This is a genomic window from Gemmatimonadaceae bacterium (genome assembly GCA_035533755.1).
Classification (GTDB): domain Bacteria; phylum Gemmatimonadota; class Gemmatimonadetes; order Gemmatimonadales; family Gemmatimonadaceae; genus JAGWRI01.
On record DATLTC010000054.1, the window covers coordinates 14,894 to 35,696 of the forward strand.

The 20,803-nt window shown below is 70.8% G+C and carries 9 protein-coding genes; 3 read left to right on the forward strand and 6 right to left on the reverse strand.

The window, feature by feature from the left end; genetic code table 11:
- Nucleotides 1–166: 166 nt before the first annotated feature.
- Nucleotides 167–3,208 (reverse strand): M14 family zinc carboxypeptidase, encoded by a 3,042-nt coding sequence (locus tag VNE60_07970; GenBank protein ID HVB31439.1) that lies wholly within the window; start codon nucleotides 3,206–3,208, stop codon nucleotides 167–169.
- Between the two features lie 156 nt (nucleotides 3,209–3,364).
- On the opposite strand from VNE60_07970, the gene VNE60_07975 reads away from it, so the two are divergent.
- The 3 genes from VNE60_07975 to VNE60_07985 all read left to right on the forward strand — a co-directional run bounded on the left by VNE60_07975 (nucleotide 3,365) and on the right by VNE60_07985 (nucleotide 10,179).
- Nucleotides 3,365–5,701 carry a DUF5916 domain-containing protein gene (locus VNE60_07975; protein HVB31440.1) on the forward strand — a complete coding sequence of 779 codons (2,337 nt, stop codon included), beginning with the start codon at nucleotides 3,365–3,367 and terminating at the stop codon, nucleotides 5,699–5,701.
- A gap of 92 nt (nucleotides 5,702–5,793) precedes the next feature.
- Complete coding sequence (locus tag VNE60_07980) at nucleotides 5,794–8,109, forward strand: protein kinase (GenBank protein HVB31441.1); 2,316 nt, start codon at nucleotides 5,794–5,796, stop codon at nucleotides 8,107–8,109.
- A gap of 21 nt (nucleotides 8,110–8,130) precedes the next feature.
- Nucleotides 8,131–10,179: an FAD-dependent oxidoreductase gene (locus VNE60_07985; protein ID HVB31442.1), complete on the forward strand. Its 2,049-nt coding sequence runs from the start codon at nucleotides 8,131–8,133 to the stop codon at nucleotides 10,177–10,179.
- Here the strand turns inward: VNE60_07985 and VNE60_07990 are convergent.
- From VNE60_07990 to VNE60_08010, 5 genes are all read right to left on the reverse strand, one after another.
- On the reverse strand, nucleotides 10,176–11,147 hold the full coding sequence (locus VNE60_07990; GenBank protein HVB31443.1) for a hypothetical protein: 972 nt from the start codon (nucleotides 11,145–11,147) through the stop codon (nucleotides 10,176–10,178). The genes VNE60_07985 and VNE60_07990 overlap by 4 nt on opposite strands.
- Nucleotides 11,148–11,158: 11 nt before the next feature.
- The gene (locus VNE60_07995) at nucleotides 11,159–13,408 is read right to left on the reverse strand and encodes an FAD-dependent oxidoreductase (protein HVB31444.1); all 2,250 of its coding nucleotides are present in this window, start codon (nucleotides 13,406–13,408) and stop codon (nucleotides 11,159–11,161) included.
- Between the two features lie 39 nt (nucleotides 13,409–13,447).
- Complete coding sequence (locus VNE60_08000) at nucleotides 13,448–17,512, reverse strand: AAA family ATPase (protein HVB31445.1); 4,065 nt, start codon at nucleotides 17,510–17,512, stop codon at nucleotides 13,448–13,450.
- 67 nt (nucleotides 17,513–17,579) lie between these two features.
- Nucleotides 17,580–17,861 carry a hypothetical protein gene (locus VNE60_08005; GenBank protein HVB31446.1) on the reverse strand — a complete coding sequence of 94 codons (282 nt, stop codon included), beginning with the start codon at nucleotides 17,859–17,861 and terminating at the stop codon, nucleotides 17,580–17,582.
- A gap of 123 nt (nucleotides 17,862–17,984) precedes the next feature.
- Nucleotides 17,985–20,756, reverse strand: a complete 2,772-nt coding sequence (locus tag VNE60_08010) for a PAS domain-containing protein (protein HVB31447.1) — start codon at nucleotides 20,754–20,756, stop codon at nucleotides 17,985–17,987.
- Nucleotides 20,757–20,803: the final 47 nt, after the last annotated feature.

The following is a 20,803-nucleotide window of genomic DNA, read 5'->3' on the forward strand; positions in this document are numbered from 1 at the left end:
GGATCGGGCGGATCTGCCGGCACGAGAGATCAGACGCCGTGACGGCGTCCGACCGCGGGCCCGATGTGGGGAGCGCCCGGGAGTTCGGCGCGGAAGGCCCGCCGGAGCCTCCGCGTCGGGGCAAACATAGGGGCCGGCCGCCCGGACGGGCAAGTGTTCCGACGCGCTACCGCGCGTCCAGCACCCGCCCGGCGTTCAGGTGGTCCCAGTTCAGCATCGTGTTGAACACCAGGAAATAGGTGCCGATCGTTTCGCCGCGATAGATCGGGTTGTTGGCGAACAGCACGATATGCCCCTTCCCGTATGGGTCATCGACGACGAGCGGCCGCTGGGCGATGTCGGCGCCGCCGCCGAGGAGCCCCGACACCAGCAGGTCGTGCTGGTCGGTGTACCGCAGCGCCACGCGCGGACGCTGATCGGGCGGGATGACGTTGAGCGGATTGCGCAGCTGCTCATCGGTGATCGGCGCCGCCTGCCAGGGCTCCACGGTCGGACGCGGCGGCGCCTGGAATTCCGGCGCCAGCGCCGGCCGGCCCTGCACTTCGTCCTGGTCGGCCGCCGTGCCGCGGCCGGTGGGACGGCCCGCCGCGCCGCCGCCGAACCGCCCGCCCCCGCGTCCCCCGCGGACGTTGCTGACGCCGAAGCTCTCGCCGTCCTCGCTGTACACGGCCAGGCTGTCCCTCACGCCGTACACGATGGGGCTCGCGTTGTCCACGATCCGCGCGCGCAGCAGGCTGCCCACCACTTCCTGGCCGCGCGGCTGGTTGTCGCTCACGCCGTTGGTCAATCCGTACTGCATGGCGAGCTGCGCGGTGCTGCCCACGCCGATCAGCACGCCGCCCCGGGCCACGAAGTCCTGCAGGTGCTGCAACCCGTCCCAGCCCAGACCGGGCCGGATGTCGTCGGTCTGGGCCCAGGTGCCGATGTTCGGCGTCTGGGGCGTGTTCTTCCACGGCATCGGGTTCCGCCACATGGGCATCCCCTCGACGATGGCCTGCGGGCTTGCGCCCACGGGCGGGAAGATGACCACGTCGTACTTGGCGTTGAGGTCGGCGTCGCGGGCCACGTCCTGCGTGCTGATGTAGGCGTACGGCAGGTGCAGGAAGTCGAACGCCTCGCGCCACCAACCCTCGGTCTGCGTGCCCTGCCAGGCGTGCACGATCGCCACGCGCGCGGCCCGCAACGGGTGCATGGCCACCGCCGGCGCCGACGGCAGCGCGTACGCCTCGAGCCCGAGCGCCCTGGTGGCGCTGTCAAGGACGGCCCGTGACACGCCGCGGATGATGAACGTGCCGCGATCGAACCGGCGTCCATCGGCCGTGAACGAATCCTCGGCGGCCTGGAAGTCCGCGTCCTTCAACGCGTAGCGCAGCGTGGCGAGCGCGTTGTCGCCGTTGTGGTTGATGGCGAACACGCTCCCGCTGCCGTGCACGCCACCCGGCGCCGAGATCTGGCCGGTCACCTCCTGCATGGCCGCGGCGAGCACGGTGGTGTCGGTCACGCGCACGCACTCGACGTCGAAGCCTTCGGGGAACGTCCACCCGGTGTCGTCGTACGGATGCTTCTGCGGATCGTTGGGCGACCAGAACTGGTAGTCGAGCAGCGCGTCGGCGATGCGCGAGTACGGCTGATCCATGCGAATGACGTAGCTGCCGGCCGGGAAGGTGCGCGGCACCATGGCGGGCGGCGGCGCGCTCTCGCCGCCACCGCGCGCTCCGCGGCCGTTGGCGGGTCGCTTGCCGGGCACGTTCACGGTGAACGGCGCCGTGGCCCGCGAGATCTCGACGTGCTGCCGCTGCAACACCTGCAGCAGGCCCACCTGGGCGCCAGGCCGCGGATCGTCCCCGGGCAACACGTAGGCGGCGGGGCCTTCGGTGGTGGCCTTCTCGATGGATCGCTTGGCCTTGGTGTAAAAGTTCTCGAGGAACAGCTGCCGGTTGTTGGCAAAGTACTCCAGCGAAACGAGCAGGCCGGTCTGCTCGTAGTTGTTGTTGTCGCGCAGCGACCACTTCACGTGCGGGAGCGGCGGATCCTGGCGGTACCAGGTCTTGTCGGTCTCGCTGGGCGACAGCGTGCGCTCCACGGTCTCGGCGGTGCCGCCGTTGCCGAACGTCTCGTACAGGCGGCTGATGCCGTTGTGCATGGCGGCGATGAACATCAGGTAGCCGGGCGACCAGGTGTCGAAGTTGCCGTGGGCGAACACGCCGGGCATGCCGAACCGCGTCATCTCCTGCACGTTGTTCCAGCCGAGCATCTGCCATTCGTTGGCGAGCAGCGGATCGATCCACGCGTTGTAGGGGCCGTCGCCGACGGTGTTGTCGTACATGAACGGCACGGATTCGTGGAGGTCGTGCAGCACCTGGGCGTTCCAGCCCACGTACGTGTTGAGCACGTTCCGCGTGAGGTCGAGCGTGGCGCCCATGGCATCGCGGTTGTTGTCGTGCGCCACGTAGTGGCCCCAGTAGATGAGCGGCGGCGCCGTCTCGCCGGGGTGGGCCATGTGCCAGTGGAAGAGATCCACCTCGCGGTCGCGGCCGTCCACCTCGACGATCGGGGTTATTAGTGTAATCAGATGGTCGCGGATGTTTCGCACGTACGGGCTCTCGTCCACGGCCAGGCGGTAGGCCAGCTCCATGAGCGCGGTGGGAGCGCCCGATTCGGTGGAGTGGATGGTGCCGGTGATGTAGTACACGGGCGTGGTCTGCGGGATGAGCTGTTCGGCCGTGGCGTCGTTCATGCCGATGGTGCGCGGGTCGGCGAGCTTGGCGAGGTTGGCCCGGTTGCGGTCGAGATTCTTCCACACCGCCTCCGACGCCACGCCGACGGCGATCATCTCGCGCCCCTCCTCGGTGTGGCCGATGGTCCACACGCGCACCCGCGGGCTCGACTTGGCGAGCAGCCGCATGTACGCGTACACCTGCGACGAGTACGGCAGGTTGTCCCTGGCGCCGGCGATGTCGCCGAGCACGGCCATCGGGGTGGGCACGGTCTTCGATGCGGGGAGGTAGTCCACCAGCGGCGAGCTGAAGAATGGCTCGGTGGTGTACTCCCTGATCCGCGCGGTGTACGCCGAATCGATGGGCTGGCGCGGATCGCGTCCGGGCTTGAGGCCCTGCAGTTCGCCCTGGGCGTGGGCGGCGGCGGTGGGGGCGGCGAGCAGGAGTGCGGCGCCGAGCGTGGCGAACGGGGGGAAGAGACTGCGCCTCATGACGGGCCTCGGGAGCGTGGGACGGGACGTCCGGATACCGGCCAGAAATTGGGTGCGCGCGCGGGCCGGCGCCAGACGGGGCCCGGGTCGCACCCCCACCGAAAGTTTACAGGCGCCGCGACACGCCACCGGGCCGGCTTCTATATTCCCCCCACCATGATTCTCGCTATTCTGGGCGCGTTCCAGCTCGCCGCGGCGCAGCCGGTGCCGGAACCGGCGATCTACAACGCGCGTGCCGGTCAGACGTCGGTGCACATTCCCATCATCGACACCACGATCACCGTGGACGGCCGCCTCGACGAGCCGGTGTGGCGGCGGGCGTCCATGCTCACCGGGTTCTCGGAATACCAGCCGGTGGACCAGCGCCCCGCGCCCGACTCCACCGAGGTGCTGGTGTGGTATTCGCGCGACGCGATGTACTTCGGGATCAAAGCCTTCGAGACGCACGGCGCCGTGCGGGCCACGCTCGCCGAGCGCGACAATGTGAGCAGCGACGACAACGTCGAGGTGCACCTCGACACCTACGACCAGCGCACCCGCGCGTTCGTGTTCATCGTCAACCCGCTGGGCGTGCAGGCGGACGGGATCAAGAACGAAATGGGCGGGTTCGTGCCCGGATCCAACGTGTCGCCGGGCCAGAACGACCTCAGTCCCGATTTCATCTGGGAATCCAAGGGCCACGTCACGCCCTGGGGCTATGAAGTCGAGATGCGCATCCCGTTCAGCAGCCTGCGCTACCCCGCGAAGTCGGTGCAGAACTGGGGCATCCAGATCCAGCGCAACGTGCAGCACAGCGGCTACCAGGAAACGTGGACCGAGGCCCACAAGGCGTCGGCCAGCTTCATTCGGCAGGAAGGCCAGCTCGTGGGCCTCACCGGCATGCACCATGGGCAGGTGGTGCAACTCAACCCCGAGCTCACCAACACCGTGACCGGGTCACCCTGCTGCAACACGGCGCTCGACGGCTGGCAGTACGCGTCGAAGCCGCAACTGGGCGGCAACGTGCGCTGGGCGATGGGGAGCAACTTCGTGCTCAACGGCACGGTGAAGCCCGACTTCTCGCAGGTGGAGGCCGACGCGACGCAGATCGCGGCCGACGAGCGGTTCGCGCTGTTCTATCCCGAGAAGCGCCCGTTCTTCGTGGAAGGGGCGGACCAGTTCAACGTCCCCAACACGCTGGTCTACACGCGGACCATCGTGCAGCCGACCGCCGCCGTGAAACTCACCGGGCAGGTGGGGAACACCGACGTCGCGGTGATGTCGGCGCTGGACGCGGGGAGCACGACGCCCGACGGGCGGAGTCCGCTGGTGGACATCGTGCGGCTCGATCGCGGCTTCGGCCGGCAGAGCACGGTGGGCATGCTCTACAGCGACCGCGTGGGCGGCGGGCGCGCCAACCGCGTGCTGGACGGCGACGTGCACTACGTGCTCGACCCGCGCACGTACGCCCAGTTCCAGGCGGTGATGAGCTCGACGACGCAGAACGGCACGACGCACGACGCCCCGATGTGGGAGACGGTGCTCGACGGCACGGGCCGGGGGTTCGGCTTCCACTACAGCGTCCTCGGCATCGGCAACGGGTTCGCGGCCGACAACGGGTTCGTGCAGCGCACGGGGATCGTGCAGCCGAGCGTGATGAACCGCCTCACGCTGTACGGCGCGCCGGGGGCGTTCATCGAGCGGTTCAACGTGTACCTCATGACGTCCGGCGTGTGGCGGTACGACGACTTCTTCTCGGCCAGGCACCTGCTCGAGGACAAGCTGTCGCCCAACGCGTCGTTCACCCTCCGCGGCGGCTGGTCGTTCAACGTCACGCCCACGCTCTCGAGCTTCGCGTTCGATCCCGCGGCGTACACCGGCGACTTCACGGGCACGCCGCAGGCGCCGGTGCCGTTCGCGCCGTCGCCGCGGATCACGACCGCGCTCACCACGCTCAAGCTGTCGACGCCGCAGTTCCAGACGTATGCCGCGTCGGCGGGGATCACGACCGGGAACGACGTGGACTTCCTGGAGACGGCGCGGGTGCGGCGGCTGGACTACAACGGGAGCCTGGACCTGCGGCCCACGCAGCAGTTGCGCCTGAGCGCCACCTACCAGAGCAGCACCTTCACGCGGCGCAGCGACGGGGTGCAGTCGCTGTCGGTGCGCATCCCGCGGCTCAAGGTGGAGTACCAACTCACGCGCTCGATCTTCTTCCGGGTGGTCACGCAGTACACGGCGATGAAGCGCGAACCGCTGCAGGACTGGCGCACCGGACAGGTGCTGCTCGTGGGGAGCGGCGGCACGTACACGCCGTCCACGGCGAGCGTGAGCAACGCGCTGCGCACCGACTGGCTGTTCTCCTACCGCCCCACGCCGGGCACGGTGTTCTTCGCGGGGTACGGGAACACGCTCACCGAGCCGGACCCCCTGGCGCTGGACCGGCTGACGCGGACGAGCGACGCGTTCTTCGTGAAGGTGTCGTATCTGTTCGGGGCGATCGGGGCGCGGTGAGCCCGGACGCCGGCTGCGGCCGGCGGTTTGACTTCGCGCCCGCCAGGCGCGAAGATCGTAGCTTGGCCAATCCTGCACCGCGAAGACCGCACTTGCGAGTTCCCCCGGAGGCTGCCGCGTCGCACCCACACGAGGACCTCTTCCAGCGGGCCAGCTCGGCGGTCGAGTCGCGGTACAGGCTCGAGCGCGAGTTGGGGCGTGGGGCGACGGCGGCGGTGTTCCTCGCGCGCGATCTGAAGCACGAGCGCCTGGTGGCGCTCAAGGTGCTGCTCCCCGAGTTGGCGGCGTCCCTGGGCACCGATCGCTTCCTGCGCGAGATCCGGCTCGCGGCGCGGCTGGCGCATCCGCACATCCTGCCGGTGCTCGACTCGGGCACGGCGGGCGAACTGCCGTTCTACGTCATGCCGTACGTCGAGGGGGAAACGCTGCGCGAGCTGCTGGCGCGGCAGGGATCGCTGGCCATCGACATCGCGGTGAACCTGGCGCGCGACGTGGCCGACGCCCTGGACTACGCCCACGCGGCGGGGATCGTCCACCGCGACGTGAAGCCCGGCAACATCCTGCTCCTCGGGGGGCACGCGGTGCTGGCGGATTTCGGGATCGCGCGCGCCATGGTGGCCGCGGCCGGCCAGCACGTGACGGGCGCCGGCATGGCCGTGGGCACGCCGGCGTACATGAGCCCGGAGCAGGCGGCCGGCGACGACGCGGTGGACGGGCGGAGCGATCAGTACTCCCTGGCGATCGTGGTGTTCGAGGCGCTGGTGGGATATCCCCCGTTCGCGGGCGGGACGACGCAGGCGATGATCGCGCGACGATTCGTGGAGCGGCCGCCGGCGGTGCGGACGCTGCGCGCCGATGCGTCCGAGGCGCTCGAAGACGCGTTGTCGCGCGCCATGGCGCTCGACCCGGCGGACCGGTTCGCGGACATTCGCGAGTTCGCCACGGCGCTCACCCCGGGCGGCGAACGCACCGTGCGCGTGAGCCCGCCGACCGCGACCCGCGCCGCGCCGGTGTCGGCGGTGCCCTCGGTAGCCGTCCTTCCGTTCGCCAACGGGAGCACCGATCCGGAGATGGAGTTCTTCTCCGACGGCATGACGGACGAGATCGTGGGGTCGTTGAGCCGGCTGCGCAATCTGCGGGTGGCGGCGCGGAGTTCGTCGTACGCCGCCCGGTCGCGCCACGAGGATGCGCGCGCGATCGGCGAGCGGCTGGGCGTGGGGGCCATTCTCGAGGGGAGCGTGCGCCGGGCCGGCACCCGCGTGCGGGTGAACGCGTTTCTCGTCGACGCCCGGACGGGGTTCCAACTCTGGTCGGATCAGTACGACCGCGAGATCGACGACGTGTTCGCGATCCAGGAGGAAATCGCCACGCGCATCGTCGAGACGCTGCGCGTGCAGCTGCTGGGCAACGCGGCGCGCCCGCTCGCGGCGTCCACGACGACCAATGCTGCCGCGTACGACGCCTACCTGCGCGGCCGCTACTTTGCCAATCAGCGGACCGAAGCGGGGCTGCGCCGTAGCCTCGACCAGTTCCGCAGCGCGATCGAGGCCGATCCCGGGTACGCGTCGGCCTACGCCGGGTTGGCGGAGGCGTTGGCGCTGCTCGGCCTGTACGGCGTGGTGGCGCCGCGCGAGGCGATGCCGCAGGCGGCGCAGCGGGCGGACGAGGCGCTGCAGCACGACCCGGCGCTCGCCGAAGCATACGTGACCCTGGGCATGGTGCGCGCCCTCTACGATTTCGATTGGCCGCGGGCCGAGGACGCGTTCCGGCGAGCGATCGCGCTCAGCCCGCGCTATCCGGCGGCGCACCAGCGCTACGCGATCGACTGCCTGGCCCCGCAGCGGCGCTTCGGGGCGGCGATGGCCGAGATCGATCAGGCGTGCCAGTTGGAGCCGCTCTCCCCCGTGCTCCAGGCGAGCGCCGGGATGATCCGGTATTTCGCGGGCGACCTGGACGCGGCGATCGCGATGGAGCGGGCCGCCGCGGCGAGCGACGGGGGATTCGCGATGGCCGAGTTCTTCCTCGGCACGATGGCGCGCGACGCGGGGGACATGCCCACCGCCTACGCGGCGTTCCAGCGCGCGATCGCGCTCACCGGGGGAACGCCGGAGATGATCGCCGGCCTCGCGCGGGCGCACGCCGGGGCCGGACAACAGGGCGAGGCCGAGCGACTCCGCGCGCAGTTGGCGGATGCGGCGCGCGACCGGTTCGTGTCGCCCTGCCTGCTGGCGCAGATCGACCTGGCGCTGGGGCGCGTGGACTCGGCGCTCGACGGGCTGGAGCTGGCCATGGAGGTCCGGGACCCCGAACTGGCGTACCTCGTGGTGCGGCCGGTGTATCGCGAGCTGGCGGGACAGGAGCGGTTCGTCCGCCTCTGTCGCGCGCTCGACCTGCCGTTGATCTCGTAACCGCCCACCGCCGAGGGCGCGATGACCACCCAATCGAAGACGAGCGTGGCGGTACTGGGCGGCGGCTGCGGCGCGATGGCCGCGGTGTTCGCGCTCACGGCCACCGCCGAACTGCGGGCCCGGTACGACGTGACCGTGTACCAGCTGGGATGGCGGCTGGGAGGCAAGGGAGCGAGCGGGCGCAATGCGCAGGCCGGCCAGCGTATCGAGGAGCACGGGCTCCACATGTGGCTGGGATTCTACGACGACGCCTTTCGCATGATGCGCGAGTGCTACGCCGAATGGAACGGTCCGGTGCCGTTCGCGCAGGCGTTCATTCCGCAGCGGCTGATCACGTTGCAGGAGCTGGTGGGCACCGGTCCCGCGGCGCAATGGGAGACCTGGAACGTCCACGTGCCGGTGCTGCCGGGCGAGCCTGGCGTGGACGGCCCGCCGCTGCTGGTGGAGTTGCTGGACGGACTGTTCGACGCGCTCACCGGCCACTACGCGACGGCGGGTCTCAGGGACCGCGCGGCGGCCGGGTTCCACGCGCTGACCGCGGCGCGCGCGCATCTGGGCACGATGCACGAGGACCCCTCGCGCCACACGCCCCACGACCGCCAGCAGCTGTTGGCCCACATCGAGACGGCGCGGGCGAGCGTGGCGGCGGCGGCGCCACTGTCGTCGCTGGGCGACTTCATGCGGCGCGCCGCGTTGCTGGTCGAACTGGGGCTGGCGATCGCGAAGGGATTCGTGACCGACGTCCTGCCCTACGGCGACGCGGGGTACGACTGCATCAACGACGTCGAGTTCCGCGCCTGGCTCGAATCGCACGGCGCGAGCCCGGACGTCTCCTTCTCGGCGCCGGTGCGCGCGCTGTACGACCTGGGGTTCGCGTACGCGGCCGGCGTTGCCGACCGCGACCACGCCCAGGCGGCGGCGGGAGTCGCCCTGCGGGTGATGCTGAGCATCGCGTTCGGGAGCCGCGGCGCCCCGCTCTGGAAGATGTACGCCGGGATGGGCGACACGGTGTTCACGCCGTTCCACGAGGTGCTCAAGGCGCGCGGGGTGCGCTTCAAGTTCTTCCACCGCGTGCGGGCGCTCCACCTCTCGCCGTCGGGCGCGCTCGTGCAGCGGGTGGAGCTGTCGCGCCAGGTGGACGTGCTCGCCGGCGCCGAGGAGTACGACCCGTTCGTGCCGGTGGCGGGGATTCCGGCCTGGCCATCCGATGCGCTTTGGCCCCAGATCAGGGACGGGCAGGCGGTGAAAGCGCGCCTCGAAGCGGAGGGGATCACGCTCGAGTCGCCGCGGTGCACCGAGGAGGTGGAGCGCGTCACCCTCGAGATGGGCCGCGACTTCGACCTCGTGCTTCTGGGCATCTCGCTGGGCGGTCTGCCCGACGTGTGCGGGGAGTTGCTGGACGCGAGCGAGTCGTGGCGGTCGATGGTGGCCAACGTGCCGACGGTGGGAACGCAGGCGTTCCAGGTCTGGCTCAACAAGCCGCTGGCCGAACTCGGCTGGACGGCGGGGCCCACCGTGATGACGTCGTATGCCGAGCCGTTCGACACGTGGGGCGAGATGTCGCACCTCATCCCGCGCGAGGCCTGGCCGCCGCAGGCCGGCGTGCAGAGCATCCATTACTTCTGCGGCGCGATGCCCGACCATGCGGCGCCAGCCTCGGCGCTGGGGCCGCTGAGCGCGGCCGAGCTGGACGTGGTGGTGCGTGACCGCGCGCGCGCGTGGCTGGAGGAGCGTATCGCGCACCTGTGGCCGAGCACGATGGCCGGGGGCACGTTCGACTGGAATCTGCTCGTGGATATGAACGCGGGCGTGGGGCCGGCGCGGTTCGACGCGCAGTTCTTCCGGTCGAATCTCGGGTTGACCGAGCGGTACGTGCTCTCGCCGCCGGGCTCGATCCGGTTCCGGCTGCCGCAGCGCGACGCCGAGTTCGGCAATCTGTTCCTCGCCGGCGACTGGACGCGCACGCTCTACAACTCGGGGTGCGTGGAGGCGGCCGTCGACTCGGGCCTGCGCGCGGCGGCGGCGATCAACGCCTATCCGTCGTTCCCCACCGCCGCGCCCACGACCTAGGTATTGGGCGCGCGCCAGACCTCGGTGCCGGCGTCGGCGGTGAAGTCGAGCTTGGCCCAGCAGGCGAAGAGCACGGGGATGCCGCCCGTGGTGGGCAGGCCGAGGTCATTGGCGATCTGGTGGCTCGGAAAGTCGGCGAGGTCGAGCACGTAGTCGCCCGTGAGGAGGCCGCCGCCGTAGATGTGGGTGGGCGTGAACGTGCTCTCGATGATCGCCTGATAGCAGGCCCGCGTGCTGTCGCGCGCGTCGCGGAACTGCTTGAAATTCACCGACGGGACGGCGCGCGAGGCGAGCATCTTCACCACGTCCACCAGCAACTCCAGCCCGTGCACCGGGAGCTTGGAGGCGCCCTTGCCCCAGAAGTCGATCAGGAGTTTCCACAGATCCTCGATCTCCTGGAGCGGCCCCAGCGTTCCGTCGCGCCGGACGCGGGCCACCGTGCGCATGGTGCCCTGGCTGGCGTTGCTCAGCGGATCGAACACGATGGCGTTGGTGACGAAATCCGCCGGATCGGTGGGCTGCAGCGGCATCGTGATGTCGCCGATCTCCTTGCGGAAGCCCCAGATCTCGCGGCCGGTGGCCATGCCCATGGGGCCGCTGATGAACAGGTAGGGAATCCAGAAGGTGATGCGATCGGGGCTCGAGCCGTCCGTCGTGCGGGCCAGGAGCGGGATCCAGAATCCGGTCTCGTAGTCGGGCGTGTAGCCGGCCTGTTCGGTCACCGAGAAGTGGCGCGCGGTGAGCGAGTAGCTGAGCATGACCGACGACCCGATCACGGAGTAGGTGATGGCCCCGCCGTTGGGCTGGTTGAGGAACTTGTCGACGAGGGCCTGCATGTTGGCCTGGGTGCCTTCGACGAAGAAGGCCATCAGCGTGACGCCGTCGCAGGCCGCCGGCGCCTGCGGCACCTGCAGCCCGTGCCCGAGGTCGTCGACGTAGAGCGGGTAGGACGAGGGCGAGGAGGACATGGCGGGTTCCGTCAGGGTGATTGGAGAAAGTTGAATCCGACGATGGTGGCGGGCTCGCCGCAGATGGCGCGGGACGCGGCGGCGCCGGACATGACCGCGCCCTCGACGCAGGTGACGTTCATGCCCGTTCGCGTCCAGGTGCCGGCGAGGTACAGGTTGAGGAATCCCGAATCGCCCTGGCGCAATCGATACTTGGTGGACCCGTGCCAGGACGCCACGCAGCATTCGGAAGGATCGACGTTGGCGCGCATCCATTGCGTGGCCACGCGGGCCGGCCCCTGGGCGTTGGCCGCCGTGTGCAGGAGGGCCCAGTCGAGCGTGGCCTGCGTGCCGGGCTCGAGCGCCGACGGCCAGATGGTGGCGGTGTAGGTACTGAGCCATGTCCGGGCGATGTCGGCGACCGCCTCGGTGGCGAGGCGCGGCACGTCGTGGTCGCGCGACGGACGGCGGAAGAGGTCGGTATTGAACGGGCCGCAGAAGTACTGGATGGACCGGGGGCCGGCGGCGAGGGGCCAGCTCTCCTTGTCCAGCACCTGCGACATGTCGGCCCACACGTCCATCGGCTCGGCGGATCCGTCCATCGCCGGCCTGGGGTGGGCCCAGCCCAGGCCCTGGAGATCGCGGTCCATCCACAGCTGCACGCCGAACGTGGGGATGAGGCCCAGCTGCTCGGTCATCGCCCGGAACTGGGGGCTGGCGGCGATCAACTCCTCGCACATCGAGGGATCCTCGTCATTCAACTTCTGGAATGCGCCGAGGTTGATGCCGAGGATGACCTTGTCGAAGTCGGTCCCGAGTTCGAGCGATACGTCGCCGGCCTTGGTGTCGCACCAGCGGGACTCGAGCGTGAGGCCGGCGGCGTCGAGCTGGGCCTTGATCGCGGGCCCGTTGCGGATCTGTTCCCAGAACGGTTCCGACGGCCAGCAGGGCAGCCCCTTGACCGTGAACATCGGGTCGTACGACGCGCCGGCCAGGTCCACCTGGCGATCGAGATGGACGCGCTGGATCCACCGCTTGTTGGGCGAGAGTTCGAGGTGCCTGACCTTGTGGAAGAACTCGAAGTGGACGCCGCGCGCCTTCAACACCTGGTAGAGCGGCCCGATCACCGTCTCTCCCATGCCGGCCTGCATCTCGTACAGCACGGCGCCCTTGTACGTGGCGAAGATGCGGATGAGCGAGCGGATGGCGGCGCCGGCCGCGAAGTCGGGCTGCAGGCCCTTGGCCAGGTCGGTGCGATAGGCGAACGCCAGATCGTACAGGGCGCGGAGCTCCGGGGCATCGAACAGCCGCGGCACCGACTTGATCGTCGGGCGGGCGCCGTTCTCGATCAACCAATCGAGGTACTCGTATTCGTCGAGGCCATTGAGATCCCAGGTGGTGGTGAACCCGTACCGGGGATTGAGCAACCCACGCAACGTGGCCGTGGCGGTATCGAGAATCATGCCGAGCAGCGCCCCTTCGCCCGTCGGGTCGACGAGCCGCCGCACGACGTCGTGCGCGCCCTCCAGGAGCAGGAGGGTGGCCTCGGCCAGCGCGTGGTCGAACGCGCCCTCCATCGACTCGGCGGAGACGGAGGTGAGGTGGCTGCGCTCCAGCAGATGGTGCAGACGGCCCGACGAGTGGCGCAGGGCAAGTCCCGGGATCGCTCCGGCCACGGCGATCGTCTTGCGGATGGCATGGCCGAGTCCCTTGCGCGTGCGCAGGTCGCTGACGATGCTGGCCAGCAGGCGGCCGACGATCGCCAGGGCCGCGCGGACCATGTGCCCCCGCCCGATCTCGTGCTCGATGTCGGCGAGGAGCTGCTTGACGATCTCGGCGAGCACGCCCAGCGCCTCGGTGACGGCGCCCCACGGCGTGAGCAGGAGTTGGCCGTCGCCCGGCGTGTCGGCGTTGGTGGGCCACTCGGCGAGGAAGTACGTCTGGCCGTCGCCCAGTCCGAGCGGCGTGATCGATTCCGGCTTGAACGCATCCGTCCACGCCTGGAAGGGATTGTCCGGCTCCTTGGCCTGCTCGGCGTAGCATTCGCGCATCATCGCGAACGCGTTCTCGTAGAAACCGAGCCAGATGTGGAGGCCGTGCTCCTCCACGCGATCATGCTCGTCGCGGTTGCGGCCGCTGGCCCCCTGCCCTCCCAGACGCCAGCCCATCTGGTAGATGGTCACGTCGTGCTTGGCCCGCAGTTCGGGCGTGCGCGTGAGTTGATATGCCGCGCTGAGCGAGCCGGCTCCGCCTCCGAGAATTGCGATGCGCGTCTTGGGCATGGCGGCGGGTTGCGAAGAAGGTGAGCGGGGAACGGACGATCAGACCGGTCCGGACGACGGCACGGATTGTATCGCAGCAGCGGCGCGTGCCGCGTCGTGTTCGGCGCCCAGGGAGGCGAGCCTCGCCGCGGCGCCGTCGAGTTGTCGCCGCTGGGCGGCGGGCGGCGCGGACAGATGCAGCGCCGACTCGAGCTCCAGAAGGCCATAATCGTACGGCATCCGCAGGCGTTCGGCCAGTTGGAGCCCCGTGTCCCACAGGCGCCGGGCGCGGCGCGCATGTCCGGCCTGCCAGGCGTACTGGCCCCGATGGAGGGCGGCCCGCGGGCCGGCCACGGGGAGCATCCAGGCGAACTGCCGCAGGACCATGCACGCCTGGCGGGCGCGACGGCGCGCCTCGGCGGCGGCCGGTCCACCGGCGCGCGCGCGCCAGTCGGCGAGGAAGACCTCGCACATGCCGGCCACGCTCCAGAGGGAGTAGTACAGATTGGGCGGGGTGGCGCGGAACTGCGCGAGCGCGGTGGTGGCGTGCGTGAGCGCCAGCTCCCGATCGTCGTCGCGCAGGGCGGCGACGGCCAGCAACCCGTGGCCCACCGTCTCCTCGGTGCGGTGCGCGTTGTACTTGAGCTGGGCGCGGTAATCCGCGACGAGGCCGGGATCCACGCGGCCGCGCGTGGCGAGCAGTGTGGCGCACTGGCCGGCGCGCGCCCAGAGCCGCGATTGGAGCGCGCCGTACCGCGCCGACGCGAACGTCTCGTCGAAGCAGCGCCGGGCGTCGGCGAAGCGGCCGGTGGAGAGGTTGGTGAATCCACGGCCGGCGCGACACGCTTCCCAGAGGAACCGGGCGCCCTGGCGTCCGAACAGCTCGCACCCCCAATCGGTGGTACGCTCGACCAGCTCCCAGTCGCCCACGTTGCTGGCGTAGTTGAGCTGGATGCGCGCCAGGTCGCGCACGTTGGGTTCGTCGCGAGCCAGCGATTGGGCGCGCGCGACGTACCAGTGGGCGGCCGACGTCAGGCGGGCCATCCCGGCGAGAATGGCGAGCGTGGCGTATCCGTCGATCATGCCCGCGCCGTCGGCGCCCCGCTCGGCGAGGTTGGTGCATCGCAACGAGGCGTACACCGGCGAGACCTGCTCGTTGTTGAACCAGCCGGCCTCGGCGAATCGTTTGGTAGCGAGCGCCGCCGTGGCGAGCGCGGCGCGCTCGGCGGGCGGCGCGGCGCCGACGAACCGCGCCGGCCGGAGGCGGTGCAGGATCTGCGCGGCCAACTCGCGCCATATGCCGGCCGTCATGCCCACCGTTCCCGACGACAGCGGGTAGCCGAGCAGGGCGAGCGCCGTGCGCAGGTGCGTGCCGGCCACGTTGTACTCCGACAGATGGATGGCGGCTTCGCCGAGCCAGAATTCCCACTGCGCCCGGCGTTGCGCGTCGAGGGGTACGTCGTTGGCCGCGGCCAGCTCCTTGGCCCGCTCCAGGAAGCTGCGCGCTTCGCGGTTGGCAAAACTCTGCACCGCCTGCTCGGCCGCGCGCTCGAGATACGGAATGGCGCGCGCCGGCTCGCCGGCGCGATCCCAGTGGTGCGCGAGCAGCGGAGCCAACGCGGCCAGTTCGTGGGCGCGGTGCCGCTCGTACCACTCGGCCACGGCGCGGTGGAGTTGCCGGCGTTGCGCGAACAGCAGGGCGCCGTACGCCACGTCCTGCACGATGGCGTGCCGGAACAGATACGCCAGATGCGGGTCGGGGGACTCGACGCGCGTGAGATCGACGTCCTCCAGGTGCTCCAGCCCGCCGCGCAGGCGCGGGAGGTCGGTGGGCACGGGGTACACGTCGTGCAGCACGTCGTGCTCGAACACGCGGCCGATGATACTGGCTGACTTGAGCATCAACTGCTCGTCGAGCGGCAGGCGGTCGATGCGCGCCGAGACCACGCCGTGCACGGTGTCCGGGAACTCGGCGCCGCGCAGCCCCGCCTCGCCGGCGGCCAGGCGGCACACGCCGTCGTCGATCGCGACGAGGCCGGCTTCGGCGAGGGCGCGCGCGAGTTCCTCGCTGTAGAACGGATGCCCCTCGGCGCGCCCGAGAATGAACGCGACGAGCTCCTGCGGGACGTCGGGAACGTGCAGGCAGTGAGCGAGCAGCGCGGGCAGCTCGGCTTCGCCCAAGGGCCCGAGCGGCAGATGCACGCCGTTCGCTGTGTCCATGAGGCGCCGGACGCCGGTGGCGGTGGGCTCCTCCAGCGGGCGGCTCGAGAGCACGACGAGCAGTCGCGGCACGCGGGCCGCCACCGCCGCGGCCAGGTCGAGCGACGCCGAGTCGAGCCAGTGGACGTCGTCGAGGATGAGCACCAGCGGCGCCTCGCGGGCCACCGACGCGACCAGGGCCACGGCCAGATCCTTGATCGCGTCGGCGCGCACCTCGTGGCGCATGGCCTCGGTGAACGGGGTTTCCGGCAGCTGCAGCGGCAGGATGGCGTTCAGGACGGGGGCGCGCGCGGCCAGATCGGGCTGGTCGGCGAGCGGCGCGAGCAACGCCTCACGCAGTTCGGCGCCCTTCAGCGATGTGCCGCGGCCCGCCAGGCGCGCGAGCAGATCGCGCCATGCGAAGTAGGCGGTGGTGCGCTCCACCGCGTCGCCCGCGCCGGCCACCACCTGCACGGCCGCGCCGCGCGCGCGGTCGGCGAGATCGGCGACGAGGTACGACTTGCCGATCCCCGCCTCCCCCTCGATCCAGACGAGGCCGCCGTCCCCGCGCCCCAGCGCGTCGACGCGCGCGGCAAGTGCGGCGCGCTCCGTCGCGCGACCGGCGATGAACTGGCCGCCGGCGCGCAGCGGCACGCTCGCCCGGCCGCGTGGCCGATGGACGCTCACCGGTTGCGCAAATCCCTTGACGCGAATGGGGTCGAGGGTGTCGAACGCGAAGCGGCCGCCGCTCGCCTGGCGCGTGGCGTCGTCCACGAGCACGCCGTGGGCCGCCGCCTTCATCAGCCGCGCGGCCAGGTTGATGGTGGTGCCGACGATCGTGTACTGGCGTCGCGCCACGCTCCCGTACGCGCCGCAGAAGGTGCGGCCGGTGGCGACGCCGATCGTGGGCGTGAGGCCGAGCGCCGCCAACTCCTGGGAGAGAACGACCGCCGATTCGACGGCGCGGGTCGCCGCATTCTCCGCGCCCCCGGGCGGGAGACCGAACGCGCCGATGATGCTCAGGCCCTTGTCGTCCATCAACGCCTGGTACACCGCGCCGGCGCGCCGCTGCATCTCGCGTTGCGTGGTCTCCACCGCCCGGTGCAACATCGCGGGCGCCGCGGCCGGATCGTCGGGCAACCCGAGCAGATTGATGAACACCACCGACACGCGACGGAACTCGGCGCCCCACGCGCCATGGCCGGCGTCCACGCGATCACGCACCACCGGCGGCACGTAGGGGCGCAGCAGATCGGGCGAGACGTGGGGGAGCCGCAGCGCACGTGGAGGCCCGCCGCCGGGCACGCCGTCCACGCGCCGCCACCCGCCGGGAAGCGCGGCGCCCGGTGCGGCAGCCGTCAGGAATCGCGACGCATCCGCGGACAGGACCACGTGACCCGGTTCGGCCACGCCGCTCGCGTCGCCCGCCTGGCGGATGGGATCGCCGACGAGCATCGCCGTCCACTGGTCGTCGATGCCGCCGAGTTCGACGATGCCGAGGGCGCCGGCGCCGATGCCGGCGCGCAGGCCCAGCGTGACGTCGGGCGCCGGCGCGAAATCATGCAGGCGGTCGCGGATGGCGAGCGCGCACTGCGTGGCCGCGATGGTGGCGGCCTCGAGCGTCGGCGCGTCGTCGGCGTGCCAGAGGGCCAGCGCCGCATCGCCCGCGAACAGTTGGACGTCGCCGCCATGCGCGACGACGAGATCGGTGAGCTGGCCGAAGTACGCGTTGAGGATCTCCGAGAGGCGCTCGGCGCCCTCGGCGCCTGCTTGCGCGAGGCGTTCGGCGAGGCTGCTGAACCCGGCGATGTCCACGAACAGCGCCGACCCGAGAAACTGATCGTGACTCGGCCCCGTGGGCGGTCCCCGTCGAGCCGCCACGCGTCGCTGCTGGATGGCGGAGACGTACGAGGCGAGGGATTCCATGACCGATGAGTATGGGGGCGCCCCCCCCGACCGGACAATGGGCGCGCGAGCGGGCGGTCCGGAGGTGCTAGCGGGTGGGTCCCTGCCGGAGAAAGCGCTGCGCCAGCGTCGCCATCCGCTCGTCGCCCTCCCGCGCGGCCCGGTCGCGGATGCGCGTCACGATGGGCTTGAGCTTCTCCTCGCCCCACGCGTAGCCCGTGGCCTGCTCGGCGCCGTACGAGTTGCCCACGTTGGCGCCGTCGAGCAGCGCCTGCGCGGCCGCGTCGTCGTAGCCCGGGTCGTCGCGCGGGGGCAGGACGTAGCGCGGCTCGGGCTCGTTGGCGTCTTCGTTCACGAATGCGCGGGACATTCCTTACGTATAGCGATACGGGCGGGTGGGAGGAAGACGGTAGGGCGGTAGGGGGGTAGGGGGGCTACTGCGTTACGCAGTCTACCGTCCTCCCCCCCTACCCTCCTACCGTCCTACCTGCTCCTATTCCAGCGCCTCGCGCACCTTCCGCAGCAGCGACTCGGACGTGTACGGCTTCTGGAGCAGCGACTCGCGGCCCTCCATCACGCCGTGGCGGATGATCGCGTCGTCGGAGTACCCGGAGGCGAAGACGATCCGGATGCCGGGCCACCGCTGGCGCACCCGCTCGGCGAGTTCGCGGCCGCTCATGTTCGGCATCACGACGTCGGTGATCATGAGATCCACCTTGCCGCCCAACTCCTCGAGCACGCGCAGGGCCTCGGGCCCGTTCGCGCCCTCGATCACCCGATAGCCGCGCGTGGCGAGAATGCGCGTGGCCATGCGGCGCACGCCCTCGTCGTCCTCCACCACGAGCACCGTCTCGGCGCCGTGCTCGGCGCGCAGGGGCGCAGGGGCGCCCATGGCCGCGACCGGCTGCTCCACCACCGGCAGCGTGATGTGGAAGACCGTGCCCTTGCCCGGCTCGCTCTCGACATCGATCGTTCCGCCGCTCTGCGCCACGATGCCGTGCACCACGGCCAACCCCAGCCCGGTGCCGCGGCCCGCGGCCTTGGTCGTGAAAAAGGGCTCGAACAGGCGCCCCTTCACGTCGGCCGCCATCCCGGTGCCGGTGTCCGACACGGACAGGCGGACGCGGGGGGGCGCGGCGTCCACGGCCGGGTCCGCGGCAAGCGCGCGCGTGGTGATGGCCAGGCGTCCTCCTTCGGGCATGGCATCGCGCGCGTTGACCGCGAGGTTGAGGATCACCTGCGAGAGCTGGCCCGGATCCACGCGCACGGGCCCGGCGGACGGATCCAGCACCACGCTCAGCTCGATGTCCTCCCCCAACAGCCGCTGGAACATCTGCTCCGCCTCGGTGACGATGCCGTTGACGTCGAGCACCTGGGGCGCGATGACCTGGCGGCGGCTGAACGCGAGCAGCTGCCGGGTGAGCGATCCGGCACGCACCGCGGCGAGCTGGATCTCGGCGGCCAGCGGCCGGAGGGAATCGCCGGTTTCGAGCGCCGCGAGCAGCAGTTCGGTGTTGCCGCCGATCACGGTGAGCAGATTGTTGAAGTCGTGGGCCACGCCGCCGGCGAGGATGCCGATGGACTCGAGCTTCTGCGTTTGCTGAAGCTGGGCTTCGAGATGGCGGCGCTCGGTGACGTCCTCGGCGACTCCGGCAATGCGGAACACCGTGCCGGCTGCATCGCGCACCGGGAACCCGCGGTCCCGGATCCAGCGCGTGGCCCCGTCGGGCCGCAGGATGCGGTACTCCTCGTCGTAGGTGCCCGCCACCTGCTTCTCGTACGTGGCCCGGACCACACGCTCGCGGTCGTCGGGATGAATGGCGTCGATCCAGTCCTTGGACGAGGCATACAGACTCTCGCAGCTGCGTCCCCAGATCGTTTCGTACCCCGGGCTGATGTACACCATCTGATCGTGCGCGGGATCGGCGAGCCAGAACACCTCGCGAATGTTCTCGGCGAGCTGCCGGAACCGTGCCTCGCTCTCGCGCAGCGACTCGTCCACGCGGCGCGTCTCGGCCCGCTGGCGCAGCGTTGCGATCCCGAACTCGAGATCTTCGGCCAGCTCCTTGAGCAGCGCGATCTCGCCGTCGTCGAACGCGTCGGCGTCGGCGGCGTACACCGTGAGCGCCCCCAGCGGCGCCCCGTCGACCATGATCGGCAGGGCCAGCGCCGATCCGATGCCGTGGCGCTGGGCGGCCTCGCGCCAGGGCACGAAGGCAGGATCACCGGCGATGTCGTGGCTGGATTGCGGCCGTCCCGAGCGCACCGCCCGGCCAATCGGACCGCGGCCACGGTCGCTGTCGTCCCAGCGCACCATGATCCCCTCGAGGTAGGCGATGGCCGGACCGGCCCTCGCCACCGGGCGCACCGTCCTCGCCTCATCGTGCTCGGCGATGCCCACCCACGCCAGTATGTAGCCGCCTACGGAGACCACGATCTCGCAGATGCTGTCGAGCAGCGCCGCCTCATCGGCGGCGCGGATCATCGCCTGGTTGCACTCGCTGATCGTGCGCTGCGCCCGGTTCGTGCGGCGCAGCTCCCGCTCGATGGCCTTCCGCGCCGTGATGTCCTGCACGGTACCGGCGAGACGCGGGTGGCTCTCGGTGGGAACCAGGGACTCGCTGCGCGCCTCGATCCAACGCACCGTGCCGTCGCGCAACACGATGCGATATTCCACGACGACGGGTCGGGGGTTGTCGCTCGCTTCGCGGAAGATCCGGCCCACGCGATCGCGATCGTCCTCGTGCATGCGCCGCAGCGTGTGCTCGAACGCCGGGATCGGGCCGCTCGGATCGATTTCCAGGATCCGGAACAGCTCCGGCGACCACCAGCGCTCGCCGGTGCGCGAATCGTATTCCCAACTGCCCATCCGCGCGATCGCGGACGCCGTGTTCAGGTGCGATTCGCTGCGCGCCAGCGCCTCGGCGAGCGCGGCGTCCGAGGGATCCCCGATGGTGGCGGCGAAGCCCGCCGGTCGGTGCCGCGCATCGTACAGGCACGACAGCGCCAGGGGTGCGTCGAAGCGGGACCCGTCAGCGCGCGCCCACGACCGATTCTCGCGCGCCTGGCCGTCGGCCACGGCCCGGGCCATGATCGGCGGCGCGTCCTCGAGCCGCCCGTCGTCCGGCAGGTGCAGCCCCGCCCACGGCCGGCCGACGACCGATCCGGCAGGGCGCCCGAACAGTCGCTCAGCGGCCGGGCTCCACCCCGTCACGACGCCGGATGCGTCGAGGGTGAACGTCGCGGCGGCGCCTTCATGCGTCATGCGGAATGCTGCGCCGCAGGGCCGGCCCGCACAAGGGCGGGGGGGGC

What these genes read in the sequence shown, in the direction of transcription:
- VNE60_07970 (HVB31439.1), bottom strand. Translation starts at nt 3,208, where the DNA reads ATGAGGCGCAGTCTCTTCCCCCCGTTCGCCACGCTCGGCGCCGCACTC.
- VNE60_07975 (HVB31440.1), top strand. Translation starts at nt 3,365, where the DNA reads ATGATTCTCGCTATTCTGGGCGCGTTCCAGCTCGCCGCGGCGCAGCCG.
- VNE60_07985 (HVB31442.1), top strand. Translation starts at nt 8,131, where the DNA reads ATGACCACCCAATCGAAGACGAGCGTGGCGGTACTGGGCGGCGGCTGC.
- VNE60_07990 (HVB31443.1), bottom strand. Translation starts at nt 11,147, where the DNA reads ATGTCCTCCTCGCCCTCGTCCTACCCGCTCTACGTCGACGACCTCGGG.
- VNE60_07995 (HVB31444.1), bottom strand. Translation starts at nt 13,408, where the DNA reads ATGCCCAAGACGCGCATCGCAATTCTCGGAGGCGGAGCCGGCTCGCTC.
- VNE60_08000 (HVB31445.1), bottom strand. Translation starts at nt 17,512, where the DNA reads ATGGAATCCCTCGCCTCGTACGTCTCCGCCATCCAGCAGCGACGCGTG.
- VNE60_08005 (HVB31446.1), bottom strand. Translation starts at nt 17,861, where the DNA reads ATGTCCCGCGCATTCGTGAACGAAGACGCCAACGAGCCCGAGCCGCGC.
- VNE60_08010 (HVB31447.1), bottom strand. Translation starts at nt 20,756, where the DNA reads ATGACGCATGAAGGCGCCGCCGCGACGTTCACCCTCGACGCATCCGGC.